Source organism: Bacillus mojavensis, from assembly GCF_012648005.1.
GTDB classification, from domain to species: domain Bacteria; phylum Bacillota; class Bacilli; order Bacillales; family Bacillaceae; genus Bacillus; species Bacillus mojavensis.
In genome coordinates this window covers 1,535,407-1,550,000 of sequence record NZ_CP051464.1, presented here as the reverse complement: position 1 = coordinate 1,550,000, position 14,594 = coordinate 1,535,407, and the positions used below count along the sequence as shown (strand labels likewise).

General features: G+C 40.9%; 17 protein-coding genes. 7 read left to right on the top strand and 10 right to left on the bottom strand.

Features of this window, described 5'->3' with window-relative positions; genetic code table 11:
* Positions 1–109 precede the first annotated feature (109 nt).
* Positions 110–298, top strand: a complete 189-nt coding sequence (locus HC660_RS08070; RefSeq protein WP_095714829.1) for a YlaF family protein — start codon at positions 110–112, stop codon at positions 296–298.
* A 272-nt stretch (positions 299–570) separates the two neighbouring features.
* Positions 571–1,176, top strand: coding sequence for a hypothetical protein (locus HC660_RS08065; protein WP_168747713.1), 606 nt, complete (start codon positions 571–573; stop codon positions 1,174–1,176).
* A gap of 44 nt (positions 1,177–1,220) precedes the next feature.
* On the opposite strand, the gene HC660_RS08060 is transcribed toward HC660_RS08065, so the two are convergent.
* From HC660_RS08060 to HC660_RS08045, 4 genes are read right to left on the bottom strand one after another with little or no spacing between them, the layout of a single operon-like run.
* Positions 1,221–1,514 carry a zf-HC2 domain-containing protein gene (locus HC660_RS08060; RefSeq protein WP_168747711.1) on the bottom strand — a complete coding sequence of 98 codons (294 nt, stop codon included), beginning with the start codon at positions 1,512–1,514 and terminating at the stop codon, positions 1,221–1,223.
* A complete protein-coding gene (locus tag HC660_RS08055; RefSeq protein WP_168747709.1) occupies positions 1,511–2,032 on the bottom strand; it encodes a sigma-70 family RNA polymerase sigma factor in 522 nt (173 codons plus the stop codon). The genes HC660_RS08060 and HC660_RS08055 overlap by 4 nt, the downstream gene beginning before the upstream one ends.
* On the bottom strand, positions 2,032–2,292 hold the full coding sequence (locus HC660_RS08050; protein WP_168747707.1) for a hypothetical protein: 261 nt from the start codon (positions 2,290–2,292) through the stop codon (positions 2,032–2,034). Before HC660_RS08050 ends, HC660_RS08055 begins: the two co-directional genes overlap by 1 nt.
* Positions 2,282–4,222: a hypothetical protein gene (locus HC660_RS08045; RefSeq protein ID WP_168747706.1), complete on the bottom strand. Its 1,941-nt coding sequence runs from the start codon at positions 4,220–4,222 to the stop codon at positions 2,282–2,284. Before HC660_RS08045 ends, HC660_RS08050 begins: the two co-directional genes overlap by 11 nt.
* A 287-nt stretch (positions 4,223–4,509) precedes the next feature.
* On the opposite strand from HC660_RS08045, the gene HC660_RS08040 reads away from it, so the two are divergent.
* Both HC660_RS08040 and HC660_RS08030 read left to right on the top strand, forming a co-directional pair.
* Complete coding sequence (locus HC660_RS08040; RefSeq protein WP_168747705.1) at positions 4,510–6,075, top strand: M4 family metallopeptidase; 1,566 nt, start codon at positions 4,510–4,512, stop codon at positions 6,073–6,075.
* A 676-nt stretch (positions 6,076–6,751) separates the two neighbouring features.
* Positions 6,752–7,666, top strand: a complete 915-nt coding sequence (locus HC660_RS08030) for a class I SAM-dependent methyltransferase (RefSeq protein WP_168747703.1) — start codon at positions 6,752–6,754, stop codon at positions 7,664–7,666.
* A gap of 98 nt (positions 7,667–7,764) precedes the next feature.
* On the opposite strand, the gene HC660_RS08025 is transcribed toward HC660_RS08030, so the two are convergent.
* From HC660_RS08025 to HC660_RS08015, 3 genes are all read right to left on the bottom strand, one after another.
* Positions 7,765–8,220 (bottom strand): GNAT family N-acetyltransferase, encoded by a 456-nt coding sequence (locus HC660_RS08025; protein ID WP_168747702.1) that lies wholly within the window; start codon positions 8,218–8,220, stop codon positions 7,765–7,767.
* Positions 8,207–9,004 (bottom strand): inositol-1-monophosphatase, encoded by a 798-nt coding sequence (gene suhB, locus HC660_RS08020; RefSeq protein ID WP_168747700.1) that lies wholly within the window; start codon positions 9,002–9,004, stop codon positions 8,207–8,209. Before suhB ends, HC660_RS08025 begins: the two co-directional genes overlap by 14 nt.
* A 137-nt stretch (positions 9,005–9,141) precedes the next feature.
* Complete coding sequence (locus HC660_RS08015; RefSeq protein ID WP_010334110.1) at positions 9,142–9,330, bottom strand: YkzI domain-containing protein; 189 nt, start codon at positions 9,328–9,330, stop codon at positions 9,142–9,144.
* A gap of 238 nt (positions 9,331–9,568) precedes the next feature.
* Between HC660_RS08015 and HC660_RS08010 the strand changes: the two genes are divergently transcribed.
* Positions 9,569–10,207 carry a YktB family protein gene (locus tag HC660_RS08010; protein ID WP_168747698.1) on the top strand — a complete coding sequence of 213 codons (639 nt, stop codon included), beginning with the start codon at positions 9,569–9,571 and terminating at the stop codon, positions 10,205–10,207.
* A gap of 36 nt (positions 10,208–10,243) precedes the next feature.
* On the opposite strand, the gene HC660_RS08005 is transcribed toward HC660_RS08010, so the two are convergent.
* Entirely contained in the window at positions 10,244–10,510 is a 267-nt protein-coding gene (locus HC660_RS08005; RefSeq protein ID WP_010334108.1) for a UPF0223 family protein, read from the bottom strand.
* A 185-nt stretch (positions 10,511–10,695) separates the two neighbouring features.
* On the opposite strand from HC660_RS08005, the gene speA reads away from it, so the two are divergent.
* Positions 10,696–12,168, top strand: a complete 1,473-nt coding sequence (gene speA, locus HC660_RS08000) for an arginine decarboxylase (RefSeq protein WP_168747696.1) — start codon at positions 10,696–10,698, stop codon at positions 12,166–12,168.
* Between the two features lie 35 nt (positions 12,169–12,203).
* Here speA and HC660_RS07995 read toward each other — a convergent pair whose 3' ends face one another.
* Positions 12,204–12,323, bottom strand: coding sequence for a GapA-binding peptide SR1P (locus HC660_RS07995; protein ID WP_010334106.1), 120 nt, complete (start codon positions 12,321–12,323; stop codon positions 12,204–12,206).
* A 431-nt stretch (positions 12,324–12,754) separates the two neighbouring features.
* On the opposite strand from HC660_RS07995, the gene slp reads away from it, so the two are divergent.
* The gene (gene slp / locus HC660_RS07990) at positions 12,755–13,129 is read left to right on the top strand and encodes a peptidoglycan-associated lipoprotein Slp (protein ID WP_168747694.1); all 375 of its coding nucleotides are present in this window, start codon (positions 12,755–12,757) and stop codon (positions 13,127–13,129) included.
* A gap of 50 nt (positions 13,130–13,179) precedes the next feature.
* Here the strand turns inward: slp and lpdA are convergent, their stop codons facing one another.
* A complete protein-coding gene (gene lpdA / locus HC660_RS07985) occupies positions 13,180–14,592 on the bottom strand; it encodes a dihydrolipoyl dehydrogenase (protein ID WP_168747692.1) in 1,413 nt (470 codons plus the stop codon).
* Positions 14,593–14,594: the final 2 nt, after the last annotated feature.

Genomic DNA, 14,594 nt, shown 5'->3' with positions numbered 1-14,594 from the left:
TTTCATCTCCTAAAAAAATTAGATAACTTTCATATTATACCACACATCCTCTTTAAAAGCGTCACGTTTTTCTGTAAACTTATTATAAGACGTAAAAGGGGATGGAAATATGAAAAAAATGAATTGGCTTTTATTATTATTTGCATTTGCAGCGGTTTTCAGCATAATGCTGATCGGCGTCTTTATCGCCGAAAAAAGCACGTGGGGCATTATCGCCAGCATTGTGCTCGTTTGCGCCGTTATGGGAAGCGGATTTACGTTAAAAAAGAAAATGCGCGAGCAAGGATTACTCGATTAAAAGCTTATCCTTGATAAAGACATTGTAATCAAAAACACCGCAAATGAATGCGGTGTTTTTTCGTTGCGTAAGGCTTATCTCCCCTGTTTCCTAGGCGGGAAGAAGCAAAACAACATCCATTCATGGACAATCGTTCTAAATATGACACTTTTAACCAAACAAAAGTGGTTCGACATTGATATACACAAACTACCATAAAGCCTATTTTCCTCACACCAGCCTCTCCCTATAATGGGATTTGTACCACAATTCACAAAAGGGAGAGACGAAACATGAAGAAACCATTTGTAAAAAAAGCCATACTTACAACTGCCGCACTGACCTCAGCCACCCTGCTTACTTTCGGACCCGATGCCGCAAGCGCAAAAACAGTTAGTCACAGCACACCTGCTTTGCAGGAGACAATCACAAATGAAGACCTGAATACATTTTTCGATTTATTAAATCAATGTATATATGAAAAAGACGGGGTTTATTATTTTGACAGTGAAAAAGCTGTCGAGTTAGGAATGACACAAGAAGAGGCTCAAATCATTGCAAAATTGTGGGAATCGACATCTGAATTCTTCGATATTGTTTCACAATGTGTGTATGTTGAAGACGGCAGCTACAAATTTGATACAGAAAAAGCTGTTGAGCTCGGCTTCACAGAAAAAGAAGCACTCGCGCTTGACCAATTTTTCGCCGCTGTTTCCCTTAAAATTCATATTCTGCAGGCATCCATTGTTTCAGAAGATGGAGCGTACAGCTTTGATAAAAATGCAGCTTTAGAAGCTGGTGCGACAACGGAGCAGGCAATTTTTTACGAAAAGCTCTTTGGTGCTCTGTCTCAAGAACAGCTTGCAGCCATCTACCAAATGCTTCACCCGCAGGCTTAATGTAATAAAAGCGCTTGTCCGTCAATCCGGCAAGCGCTTTTCCTTTAGATCAGCAGTTTGATGATCAGCATCACAGCAAACACTGCTCCAAACCAGAAGGCTGCTTTAATAATCAGCAAACCATAGTACCTTTGTTTAAAACGGATTTCTTCTTCAGGCAGAAAAGCATCTTGAGATGCTTGTTCATCTTTAAACTCAAAAGGCTCAGACATCTGTTTATACATGTCTCTGCAGCTGCCGCAGGTGTTCATATGCTCTTCAATGAAGTTTTCCGTTTCTTTTTTGCAATCACCTTCAATATACAGAGGGAGAAGGTCTCTTACTAGAAAGCAGGTCATATCCGCTCCTCCTCTCTTCTTTTCGTCATGTTTTTCTTGAGCTCCAATCTTGCCCGGTGAAGTGTGGTTTTCACTTTTGAAAGGCTCCAGCCTAAGATTTCGGAAATTTCTTCATAAGAAAGCTCTTGAAATTCTCTTAAAATCAAAACGGATTGGTGCTGACCCTTTAGCTGCAGCAGCTCTTGCCGCAACGTTTCGCTTTTAACCGTCCGGGAAAGATACTGTTCAGGCTGTTCATAGGTCGTTTGCTTTAATCCTTCACTAAAGCTGATATCAGTAAATTGGTATTTAACTTCCCTGCGATACCAATTAATAAATGTATGGTGAGCAATCGTATATAACCACGTTCTGACGGAGGAGTGCCCTTTAAACGAAGCAAGCCCGTTAAAGGCTTTCACAAACGTGTCCTGAGCTAAATCCTTGGCTGTTTCGAGTTGATGAGTTCTCCGAAATAGATAATTCAAAATCTCCGGGTAATACTGTCGATACAAATTTTCAATCGAATCCTTCTGTTTCATTAAAAATAAAACCACACCGTCATCCAAATGGCCAATAAAATGAAACAGGTATACATGGAAGATATATATACCTTCATATGTCTGATTTGACTCTCATCTTCAATACTCTTTGAACAAGATTCACTCTTTAAGCCTTCCGCATTTTTTTGATATAACGGCTCATGCTGTTTCATCCATTCCATTGATTCATCTTCTAGCTCTCTTTCTTTATATAGGTCGTATAAATCTAAAAACACAGACTCTTTTTCTCTATGATTCATAAAGACTTTTCACCTCTTGAGTTTCTGTATCCACCACATAAGCATCATGCCGGTTTGAGCCGAACGGCTGAATAATGATCAGCCATGCATAATGGTGTTCATTCCCTCTTTGAACGATAATCGGACGCATGCGTTTTTTGTAAATGACATCCTTATATACAGAAGCTACTTTTTTATAAGCCAATTTTCCATCAAGATACGTATACGGGAATGAATTATCGGGTGTATCGTTGTAAACATAAACATTTAACAACCCTTGATCTTCAAAAAACTCATATGTTTTAGAGGAATCAGAATACACAACCTTATCACTCTGCCTGCTTTTTTTCTTTACTTCTGATACATCCGCTTCAAAGACCGATAAAATCTGCTGGTGCAGTTGGCTGTTTGTCAGTGAAATTTCTCTTTTAATTGGAAGTGAAAGACTTTGTAAACTGCCGGTTTCAGCCTCGAAATAAAAAACCATTCCTTCTTTTGTTTCAACCCGCACCAGGCTTCCAAGCAGGCTGTTACTTTCAATATCTGTAATTTGATAAGGCTGTCGAGGTATTTTCAAAGCTGTAAATATTTCCTTCACTATGTCGTGTATGTCTTGTTCTGTGATATGAACATGCCGAAGGGAATCAAGCTGATAAATTGAAGGGTCTTCACTAAAACCCATTAAGGTTTCCTTTTCCCAATAAAATACTGTGCCATCATCATCGTTATCTTTTTTATGAAATTGATTTTTCAGGAATATATGAACGGCTGTCTGTCCATCTTCTTTAGATACCTTTGTTTCAATGTGATCCTTACTTAACACTCTACCGTGTCTCTCAAGAAAAGCGATTGACTTCCGTACGTATTCCTGATCATCCAGGTTTTTCCCATGTGCCTTTTTCAAGTACTGATAATTACTTATCATCTGAGATACTTCATCAACCTCTGCCTCATAGCTCATGCTTTCAAATGAGTAAAAATAATGCACATCCATATTTGTATTATGTAAATATAATGTCTCATCCGTAGGAAAAAACGACTTTAAAATCTGTTCCGCTTTTTTAGATGAAATGTGCTCTCCTACAAAATTGAATGTATCGGTGACATTTGCTGGCTTTGATATAGCGAAAGCAACCGTTCCTAAGTTATATATCGGATTTAAGAGCAATATAAAAATCATAACGACAGCGACCGTCAGCCCCTTTTTTATATGCGCATTAGCCTTACTTGACTTTTGGAACAGATGATAACTCATCAAAAACCCCGCCATTGTCAAATAAATCGTATAGGGCATTACAGCGCCATAGTCAATCGAATTATGCTCGGGATATGGAACAAGCAACAGTACAAGCAGTCCGATAATCAGCGTATAAAATAAACCTAGTAAGATCTTATTTAGCCTCCAATACAGTTTGAAGAATAGCACATTCAATACAATAGGAAGAATGATCATTAAAAACAGTAAACCGTATACAATTGGCTCGATCTCATCAGGATATTGCTTCCAATACGAAAAGAAACTGAATATCATTTGCACGATCGGCAAGCTGACAACAGCCAGATCAAACGTAAAGAACATCCCTTTTCCTCTGTGATCACGAAGCATTAATATATAATGAAAAGCCGTCAGCAGCACATACCCGTATAAGAAAAAATGCAGCAGCGGCAGCAGTTCATTCCCCTCGTCCCTTAAATAGGCACTGGTAAAGTTCGTTACCTGCACCTGATGAACAAGTTCAACAGACACGCCCGCCAGCAAAACAACCCGTAATAAGACTCCAGCAAAAAACAATGTATGGTACCGATTGATTTTCGGGTGACATGCCAATATATACAGTGCTGCAAGGGCAACAATTGACCATTGAATCAGCAAAGTGCTTTGCCTGCTCAAAATAAAATAACGTTCAAAATGCAATACATAATGACTGAATAATTCCAACACGTACAACAATCCTTTACTTCTTATTAAGGCCTCATCCGGTTAGACAAGCCACTTGTTAAAAAGTTTCAATAAAAACCAAAAATTTCTCATCCCCCCTTTGATGAAAAGACGGCATAACTCTTGCAATCATCCAGCACATGACACTTGACTCATCTTGATATTATTCAACAAAAATAAACACAGGACAATTCTATCAATTTTGTCTAGTTATGTTAGTTTTTGTTGAGAATGCTAGATTGCTCGTTTAATATAACGATATAAAGATTTTTCAGTATTTTCAAAAAGGGGGATTTATTGTGGGTTTAGGTAAAAAATTGTCCGTTGTTGTCGCTGCTTCGTTTATGAGTTTATCGATCGGCCTTCCGGGTGTTCAGGCTGCTGAGAATTACCAGCTTAAGGAGAATCAAACAAACTTTCTTCCCAAAAGCGCCATTGCACAAACAGAGCTCTCTGCTCCAAATGACAAAGCTGTCAAACAGTTTTTGAAAAAGAACAGCAAAGTATTTAAAGGCGATCCCGCCAAAAGACTGAAACTTGTGGAAAGCACAACTGACGCTCTTGGGTACAAGCACTTTCGATACGTGCCTGTTATTAACGGAGTGCCTATTAAAGATTCCCAAGTGATCGTTCACGTCGATAAATCTGACAAAGTCTATGCGATCAATGGAGAATTGCACAATCAGTCTGCTTCAAAAACAAAAAACAGCAAAAAGGTATCCTCTGACAAAGCATTGACACTCGCTTTTAAAGCCATTGGCAAATCACCTGACGCCGTTTCTAACGGAAGCGCAAAAAACAGCGATAAAGCGGAGTTAAAAGCGGTAGAAACAGAGGACGGCAGCTATCGTCTGGCTTACGATGTCACGATTCGCTATATTGAACCTGAACCTGCGAACTGGGAAGTCTTAGTGGATGCCGAAACAGGCAGCATTTTAAAACAGCAAAATAAAGTAGAACATGCAGCCGCAACAGGATCAGGGACCACACTAAAAGGTGCAACAGTTCCTCTGAATATTTCTTATGAGAGCGGCAAATATGTTTTAAGAGATCTGTCAAAACCAACCGGCACTCAAATTATCACGTATGATTTACAAAACAGACAAAGCCGCCTTCCGGGAACGCTAGTCTCAAGCACAACAAATAAATTCACAACTTCATCACAGCGCGCAGCTGTAGACGCCCACTATAACCTGGGTAAAGTGTACGATTATTTTTACTCGACGTTTAAACGGAACAGCTATGACAACAAAGGCAGTAAAATCGTTTCTTCTGTTCACTACGGCAGCCAGTATAATAACGCCGCTTGGACAGGGGATCAAATGATTTACGGTGACGGAGACGGCTCCTTCTTCTCCCCGCTTTCCGGCTCCTTGGATGTGACAGCGCATGAAATGACACACGGTGTCACTCAAGAAACAGCCAACCTTGTCTATGAAAATCAGCCTGGGGCATTAAACGAGTCGTTCTCTGATGTGTTCGGTTACTTTACTGATACAGAAGACTGGGATATCGGTGAAGACATTACGGTCAGCCAGCCGGCTCTCCGCAGCTTGTCCAATCCGACAAAATATGACCAGCCTGACAATTACGCCAACTATCAAAACCTTCCGAATACAGATGAAGGCGATTACGGCGGTGTACACATAAACAGCGGAATTCCAAACAAAGCCGCTTACAATACTATTACAAAACTAGGCATTTCTAAATCACAGCAGATTTATTACCGTGCGTTAACAACGTATCTTACGCCTTATTCCACTTTCAAAGATGCGAAGGCCGCCCTCATTCAGTCTGCCCGTGACCTTTATGGCTCAACTGACGCCGCAAAAGTTGAAGCAGCCTGGAATGCCGTCGGTTTGTAATTTCTAAATGAAAAGCCTGAGATATCTCAGGCTTTTTCTTGATTTTCAAGTTTTTTTGAAAATCAGCAGCTGTTTCACGACAGCCGGACATATGTTAATGTTCAAATGTGCGGACTGCCTACCTTACCTCTGAATAAATCGCAGACTGCGCACATACAAACCCGGTCATTATCCGCCAAATCAGCCGATTGTTTTAAAAAACGGGTTTAATGATGTCAAAAGAGGTTCCGGCGGGGCTTACCATTAAAAGATGCAGAAGTCATTTCTACGACATTTATAAGGCGATTGGGTAGAAGGCGACCTTTTCCACACCATGAAAATCCTAATCCCGACTGCTGCGTCAGAGCAAATTTACATGAGATTTTAAAGCTAGGCTCAAGCCGCTTAAGTTCCATCGCGAGGAGCCACCGATGCTCATGATGCACGGCGATCATGATGACGTTGTTCCGTATGAGCAAAGCGGATTAATATAAGACTCTCACAAAAGCAGGTCATGTTGCAGTTATGTATTACAAGTAATAGCTAACAAATAAAAGAGAAAAATCTTACTCTTCCAACCCAAATATATTGACAAAATTTTTTATTTATGCTATAATTTACTATTAATATTTTTGTGTGTATAATAAGATTCTCCTGGCCGGGGGAATCTTATTTTTGTTTATCAGGAGGACATGATATGAAGGAAAATGAGTCCAGTTTAACAGCTTTACTATCTGCTTTTAGCCGAGCCTATCACAGTCAATATGACACACCTAAAATTTTTGACGATTATATTGCAAAAGACCTTATTTCTGAAAAAGAGTTTTCCGACATTAGTCAAAATATGATACAAGGCATACAGTTTTTCAATAAGGATATTGCCTTGAAGTTTCAAGATGACCCAGAGGAAATGCTGAAGTGGATTACACAAGTCCAGCTTTCCCCTACGCCCTTAGCTCGAGCAGCATATTGTGAGAAAGTATTGCGCAACGAAGTGGTGCTGGGGGCAAAACAGTATGTCATTCTTGGCGCCGGGTTAGATACTTTCTGTTTTCGGCATCCAGAGCTGGAAAACAGCTTAGATATATTTGAAATTGATTACCCCGCTACACAGCAATTGAAAAAGAAAAGATTGGATCATGCACAGCTGACTATCCCAACGAATCTTCATTTGGTTCCTATGGACTTTACCAAAACGTTTTCATATCAGCCTCTCTTAGATGAAGGCTTTGATAACAAAAAAACGTTCTTCAGCCTTTTAGGAGTTTCTTATTACTTGACGAAAGAAGAAAATAAAAGCCTGCTTAACCATTTATTTGCCCATGTTCCCTCGGGAAGCTCTATCGTTTTTGATTATGCAGACGAAACGCTCTTTGAAACAAAAGGAATGTCTAATAGAGTTGAACATATGGTGAAGTTGGCTTCAGCAGCCGGTGAACCGATGAAATCGTGTTTTACTTATCATGAAATCGAAAAAGCATTAGATTCAGCTGGTTTACTCATCTATGAACATGTCACACCAGCTGAAATCAATGACCTTTTCTTCAAGAAACGAACGGATGATTTGTCAGCGTTTGAAACCATTCATTATATACACGCCGTAAAAAAATAAACCCCTTGGTTCATCACCAAGCTCGCCTCTCAATCGATGGTTAAAGATTGGGAGGTTTTTTGTGCATGAAAATAAGCTGCCGTCATGTATACGGCAGCTTAAACTAAAGGCTTTACCATGATCATGTATGACTTGTCTGCCTCATCTTTCTCCGTCTTGAGCTGTTCAAAGCCGCACTGGCTCAAAAACCGGATCCATTCATTCCGGTCAATCGGAACCGCTGTAAATAGCGCTCTGTGTTTTTCCTTCAGCGATTGGCCGATCTGTTCAATGATCTCTCTGGCATGTCCCTTTCTTTCTTCAGCAGGATCAATCAGCACAGTTCCCAGCCATGGCTTTCCGTTGGAAGGAGCCCATTCGAGATGATAGCTGACGGCAACAGGCAGGCCGTCTTTTTCCCATACAAGCCATGATCCGTTATACATCGAGTAGGAGATCATATAGCTTTCTGCATCTTTTTCCCCAAACTCTTCCTTTTTCCAAACAGGATGAGCCTCCGCAATTTCCTCAAACCAACTGAGGTCATCCTGTTCAAATGGTCTATTTTTCAGCATGAAGATACTCTTCCAATATTGTTTTATGTATAGATGGGTTTCCGGCCAGCACACAGTGATTTTCTAAAAAGGTCAACGGTTCACCTTCAGTCGTTGTATAGATGCCCCCTACTTCGTTTAACAGCACACACCCGGCTGCGTAATCCCAAGGAGCAAGCCGCATCGTAATGTAAGCGTCAATTCTTCCCGCAGCGACGTTTGCCAGTTCTAAAGCGGCAGAGCCATAGGAGCGTGTTCCTCTCACCCTTTTCACAAGCGGCGCCAGCACACCCGGGTCAATTCTTCTGTTTTCCGTCACCCATGTTGCATTAATGGCAAGAATCGCTTCTTCAATAATGGTTTCCTTTAAAGGAGACAGCTCCGTTTCATTCATATAAGCACCTTTACCACTAAACGCGTGATACAGTTCATCATGCACCACATCGTAAATTAAACCGATTTTGCCTTTTCCATTTTCAAAAATACCAATTGAGATTGCAAAATTTCTTTGCTGGTGCACAAAATTCATCGTGCCGTCAATCGGATCGATAATCCAGACGACACCCTCCAATGAGTGAATTTTATCTCCTTGTCCTTCTTCTCCAAGTATGCGATGCCCCGGAAAGGTTTCTTGAATGCGGTCAATAAAAAACTTTTCCGTTTCCTTGTCAATATTGGTGACTAAATCATTCGGATTTGATTTTGTTTCAATTGTCAGGCTTTCGTGCATCGACTGTTTAATTCTTGCGCCTGCTTCTTTTATCCATTTCTTTGCAGTCTCATCAATTTCCGTCCAATTTGTCATTCATGCGTACCTCTTTTCTATGTAGACCTTTATTTTATAGGATACTGATAACGGCGGTGAAAAAGCAAGGAAAATGAAAAATATGCCTTCTCACGTAAAAACGAACCATTCACGCGGTTCGTTTTTACTATAGCTTTTTACCCGTTGAGGCGAATCCATTCTTTTCTGAGACGTTCAAGTTTGTTTTTGCTTAGCTCAATTTGTTCGTCATTTTCCTTTTGCATTGCCTCATAAAGGGTTGCCAATTCATAATCAACCTCTAGTCTCCAGACAGCTACACGGTTGTTTTTCTCTTCCCTAAATCCCTCTTTCACAACTTGCCTCATTGTCTTTCGCCCCTTCCAGAGATCATTTGTTTTAAAAAAGCATCCCATTTTGCCATTCAACAATGATACTTCTTATATCCTATGATTCTTCTATTTACCTGTAACATGATTCTGAAAATTGTGTGTTTACCTATTCGTTTATTACCACATTCCCCCTCTCTTCAAACGCGTGCTCATCTTTTTGCTGCGCGTTCTAACTGTGATAAAATATGTATACTTAGCATGAAGGAGGAAAATCATGACACAAATGCGTTTTACTGAAGAAGACTTTCACACATTTACAATAGACGGCTTAGACGCGCGCATGGAGGTGTTAAAAGAGCGGGTTCGTCCGAAGCTGACTGCTCTAGGCGAGCACTTTGCCCCGACATTATCTGCTTTAACCGGAGATGAAATGTTCCCCCATGTGGCCAAGCATGCAAGAAGATCAGTCAACCCTCCCGCAGACAGCTGGGTGGCTTTTGCCAATAGCAAAAGAGGCTATAAAAAACTGCCGCATTTTCAAATCGGCTTGTGGGAGAGCCATGTTTTTGTATGGTTCGCGATCATTTATGAGTCCCCTATAAAAGAAGAATACGGCAAATTACTTGAAGCGAATCAAGACAGCGTTACAAATCACATTCCAGACAGCTTCGTTTGGTCTGCGGATCACACAAAGCCGGGGGTCCATAAGCAGTCAGAAATGGACAAGGAACAACTCAAGACATTGTTTGAACGTTTGCAGACCATAAAGAAAGCCGAACTGTTATGCGGTATACAGCTTTCAAAAGATGAGGTGCTGAGTATGAATAACGAAGAATTTCTGCAGCGAATCGACGATGCCTTCCAGCAGCTTGCATTTCTGTATCGCTTAACCCAAAAAGTATCACAAGCATAAAAAAGAGCCGGGATCTTTCATCCGGCTCTTTTCCTTTTACATCTTAATCTTTGCCTGGTCAGATTCCTTCGCCTGCTTGACCGTACGATAAGGAGAGTATGTACTTTGTTCCTCAAACTCGCCGCATAGCTTTTTTTCTTCAGCTTTTCCCGGCACAATTTCTTTGAAACGCCGGTACGCCTTAAGCAGTTCTTCACGATCGGCTCCCTTTTCATAAGCCAGCTCAACCTGCTGGAAAAATGCAATCACATCCACTGCTTCTTCGGTTGTCCAATCTTCATTCATGGGATATTGGTATTCCATTTTCTTCACTCCTTATAAATTCGCTTTCCTTTTACAAAAAGCATCTTCATTTGATCATAAATTGTTCTTTACATTCTTTCAAGTTCATAATATAATTCATTTGTTTTACGTCTAAAAAACGGTTGAGAAACTGATTTTAATACACACTAATATGCATAGGTATTACTACAAAGGTGGGAAAACAATTGTCGCAACATGAAACACCCTTATACACAGGCCTGAAAAAGCACGCAAGCAGACAGCCTGTTCAATTCCACATTCCCGGCCATAAAAAAGGGGCAGGAATGGATCCAGAGTTTAGACAATTTATCGGTGAAAACGCGTTAAGTATAGATTTGATTAATATTGAACCATTAGATGACCTGCATGCGCCTAAAGGCATCATTAAAGAAGCGCAGGATTTGGCGGCCGAAGCCTTCGGCGCGGACCACACCTTTTTTTCTGTTCAGGGCACAAGCGGCGCAATCATGACAATGGTGATGGCTGTCTGCGGACCTGGAGATAAAATCATCATTCCAAGAAATGTGCACAAATCCATTATGTCAGCTATTGTATTTTCCGGAGCTGTCCCAATCTTTATTCATCCTGAAATTGACAATGAACTGGGCATCTCTCACGGCATTACACTTGAATCCGCTAAACGGGCGCTGAGTGAACATCCTGATGCCAAGGGGCTTCTAGTGATCAACCCGACATATTTCGGAGTAGCTGCTGATTTAAAAAGCATCGTAGAATTAGCCCATTCCTTTAATGTGCCGGTTCTGGTCGATGAAGCACACGGCGTTCATATTCATTTTCATGACCAATTTCCGCTTTCAGCGATGCAGGCAGGTGCAGACATGGCCGCGACAAGTGTGCATAAGCTAGGCGGATCACTGACACAAAGCTCTATCCTAAACATGAAAGAAGGCCTTGTATCTAAAGACAGAGTGCAATCGATACTCAGCATGCTGACAACCACGTCTACTTCTTATTTGCTTCTAGCCTCTTTGGACGTCGCCAGAAAACGTCTTGCGACAGAGGGCTATCAGCTTGCTGAAGAAACGTTGAAGCTTGCCAACCAGACGAGAGAACGTCTGAACCAAATTGAGGGCATTTACTGTGTCGGTTCTGAAATTCTCGGTTCTAAAGCAGCTTACAATTATGACCCGACAAAATTAATTATTTCAGTTAAAAATCTTGGGCTCACAGGGCATGATGTCGAGAAGTGGCTGCGGGAATCCTTTAATATTGAAGTAGAGCTTTCAGATCTTTATAACATCTTGTGTATCTTCACGCCTGGTGACAGCCAAAACGATGCGGATTGCCTTGTTGAAGCTTTAAAAGAGATTGCGCGCCAAATGTCAGCAAATGATGTTACGCATAAACAAACAAAGGTACTGCTTCCAGAAATCCCGTTACTGGCGATGACGCCGCGTGACGCTTTCTATGCGAATACAGAAGTTGTTCCATTAAAAGAAGCAGCAGGACGGATTATCGCTGAATTTGTAATGGTGTATCCGCCTGGAATTCCTATCTTTATCCCCGGCGAGATTATTACAGAAGAAAACATCAGCTACATCTTCAAAAACATTGATGCCGGACTTCCAGTTCAAGGACCGGAGGACTCTACTCTAAGCATGATTCGAGTTATAAAAGAGCAAAAAGCTATTCAATAAATCAAAAAGCATGCGGCTAAGCCGCATGCTTTTTCTTACTCTTCATCAAGAGGACACTGACATTGTCCGCAGCATGTTCCGTATAACGTTGTAACCTTCTCATCCTCGAAGTAATGAATGGCTTCGTTACAATCTTGGCAAACAATCGTACCCATCTCTCATTCCCCATTTCTTTTAATTTTGAAAACGCTTAATTTCTTTTATTGGTATTATATTAATATGTCACATTTAAAATGTCAACAACAAACTGTATAACACATTTATTTTAAAAACTTTTAATGTAACATGTTTTTTCTTTTCGTTTATATAAATCATCATCTTCATAACAAACGCTTTCATTCGATACTTATGCTGAAAGGACATGGTGATTTCATGTTTTCTTGAACTTTTTTTGAATTGTGTAACGAAATTGCAAATGATTCGCGCTGAATAAAATGTGCGTTCAGAGTATTGGGTTTAAAGGAATGTTATCTCTCTTTAAAAACGGTTTCAATTATATAACAATTAGGTAACAAGAAGCAGATGACGCGGTTACTCGTGATAAACTAAAACTAGTTTACTATGGTTTATACAGAGGAGAAGATAGATGCGATATCGCGCGGTATTTCCCATACTGATGATAATATTTGCTTTATCGGGCTGCACCCTTTCCACAATCAATCCAATACAAAAAAGCCGAATTGACAGCATTCATCATACTCAAATCCTATTTTTTTCTGATGAAAATCAAATTGATCAAGAGGCGTCATATTATGATGCTCTGCTTGATTTAGAAAAGGATTATCCTGATCAAATAGATAAAATGAAGGTATACGATAATAGGAAAGGCTGGGAAGATGAAATCGAAACCGTCCCTACTCTCATGGTAGTTGATCAGCGGCATGTCGTTGTGAAAATAGAGGGATGTGTGAAAAAGAAAGAAGACATTATTAAACCATTACAGCATGTACTGTCTAAATAAAGGAAAACAGCCCTCGCTTACAGCGGGGCTGTTTTTTTATGTTATCTCTATTATTTTACGATGTGAATCGGGCTTCCGATTGCCACTTCAGCAGCTTCCATTGTGATTTCACCCAATGTTGGATGCGCATGAATTGTCATAGCGATATCTTCAGCAGTCATGCCGCCTTCGATAGCTAAGCTTAATTCAGAAATCATGTCAGAAGCGCTTGCGCCGGCGATTTGCGCACCGATCACAAGGCCGTCCTCTTTACGAGTGATCAGCTTCATGAAGCCGTCTGTTTCGTTAAGAGAAAGCGCACGGCCGTTTGCTGCAAATGGGAATTTAGCTGCAACAATGTCAAGGCCTTCTTCTTTCGCCTGTGCTTCAGTGTAACCGACTGATGCAAGCTCAGGCTCAGAGAAGACAACGGCAGGAATACCAAGGTAATCGATTTCTGCAGGCTCTCCAGCGATCGCTTCTGCAGCAATCTTACCTTCGTAAGATGCTTTGTGAGCAAGCGGCGGTCCTTCAATGATATCACCGATTGCATAGATGTTAGGTACGTTTGTACGGCACTGTTTGTCAGTTTTGATAATACCGCGGTCAGTCATCTCAATACCGACTTGATCAAGACCAAGTTCATCAGTATTTGGACGGCGTCCGACAGTGATCAATACGTAATCAGCATCAACGGTTTTTTCTTCACCTTTTACTTCGAAAGTGACTGTTACGCCGTCAGCCTTTTCTTCAACGCCTTTAGCCATCGCGTTTGTATGGATTTCAACGTTGCCTTTTTTCTTCAGTCTGCGAGTAACAAGGGAACTCATTTGTTTTTCGAAGCCTGGGAGAATTTCATCTCCGCCTTCAAGAATGACAAGCTCAGTTCCGAAGTTTGCATACGCAGTTCCAAGCTCAGTTCCGATGTATCCGCCGCCGATGACAACGAGTTTTTTAGGAATTTCTTTAAGAGCCAAAGCGCCTGTTGAATTTAAAACACGCTCAGTATATTTGAAGTTTGGCAATTCGATAGGACGAGAACCAGTCGCAATGATTGCGTTTTTAAACGTGTATGTTTGAGCAGAATTCTCATCCATTACACGAACTGAATTGCTGTCTACGAAGTAAGCTTCGCCTTTTACTACATCTACTTTGTTGCCTTTAAGAAGACCTGCTACACCGCCAGTAAGCTTGTTAACAACAGAAGTTTTCCACTCTTGAACTTTTGTGAAATCAACTGTTACGTTCTCAGCAGTGATTCCCATGTCATCAGAATGCTTAGCATTCTCATAACGGTGGCCAGCATTGATCAGCGCTTTTGAAGGGATACATCCAACGTTCAGACAAACGCCTCCAAGAGTTCCTTTTTCAACGACTGTTACTTTTTGTCCAAGCTGTGCAGCGCGGATGGCAGCTACATAGCCGCCAGGTCCCGCACCAATTACAAGAGTATCTGTTTCAATAGGGAAATCTCCTACTACCATAA

Excerpts from the sequence above, each read along its gene's own strand:
- HC660_RS08015 (WP_010334110.1), bottom strand. The coding sequence starts at position 9,330 with ATGAGGCAAGTTGTGAAAGAGGGATTTAGGGAAGAGAAAAACAACCGT.
- HC660_RS08050 (WP_168747707.1), bottom strand. The coding sequence starts at position 2,292 with ATGAATCATAGAGAAAAAGAGTCTGTGTTTTTAGATTTATACGACCTA.
- HC660_RS08010 (WP_168747698.1), top strand. The coding sequence starts at position 9,569 with ATGACACAAATGCGTTTTACTGAAGAAGACTTTCACACATTTACAATA.
- slp (WP_168747694.1), top strand. The coding sequence starts at position 12,755 with ATGCGATATCGCGCGGTATTTCCCATACTGATGATAATATTTGCTTTA.
- HC660_RS08065 (WP_168747713.1), top strand. The coding sequence starts at position 571 with ATGAAGAAACCATTTGTAAAAAAAGCCATACTTACAACTGCCGCACTG.
- HC660_RS08070 (WP_095714829.1), top strand. The coding sequence starts at position 110 with ATGAAAAAAATGAATTGGCTTTTATTATTATTTGCATTTGCAGCGGTT.
- suhB (WP_168747700.1), bottom strand. The coding sequence starts at position 9,004 with ATGACAAATTGGACGGAAATTGATGAGACTGCAAAGAAATGGATAAAA.
- HC660_RS08025 (WP_168747702.1), bottom strand. The coding sequence starts at position 8,220 with ATGCTGAAAAATAGACCATTTGAACAGGATGACCTCAGTTGGTTTGAG.
- HC660_RS08030 (WP_168747703.1), top strand. The coding sequence starts at position 6,752 with ATGAAGGAAAATGAGTCCAGTTTAACAGCTTTACTATCTGCTTTTAGC.
- HC660_RS07995 (WP_010334106.1), bottom strand. The coding sequence starts at position 12,323 with ATGGGTACGATTGTTTGCCAAGATTGTAACGAAGCCATTCATTACTTC.
- HC660_RS08005 (WP_010334108.1), bottom strand. The coding sequence starts at position 10,510 with ATGGAATACCAATATCCCATGAATGAAGATTGGACAACCGAAGAAGCA.
- HC660_RS08055 (WP_168747709.1), bottom strand. The coding sequence starts at position 2,032 with ATGAAACAGAAGGATTCGATTGAAAATTTGTATCGACAGTATTACCCG.
- lpdA (WP_168747692.1), bottom strand. The coding sequence starts at position 14,592 with ATGGTAGTAGGAGATTTCCCTATTGAAACAGATACTCTTGTAATTGGT.
- HC660_RS08060 (WP_168747711.1), bottom strand. The coding sequence starts at position 1,514 with ATGACCTGCTTTCTAGTAAGAGACCTTCTCCCTCTGTATATTGAAGGT.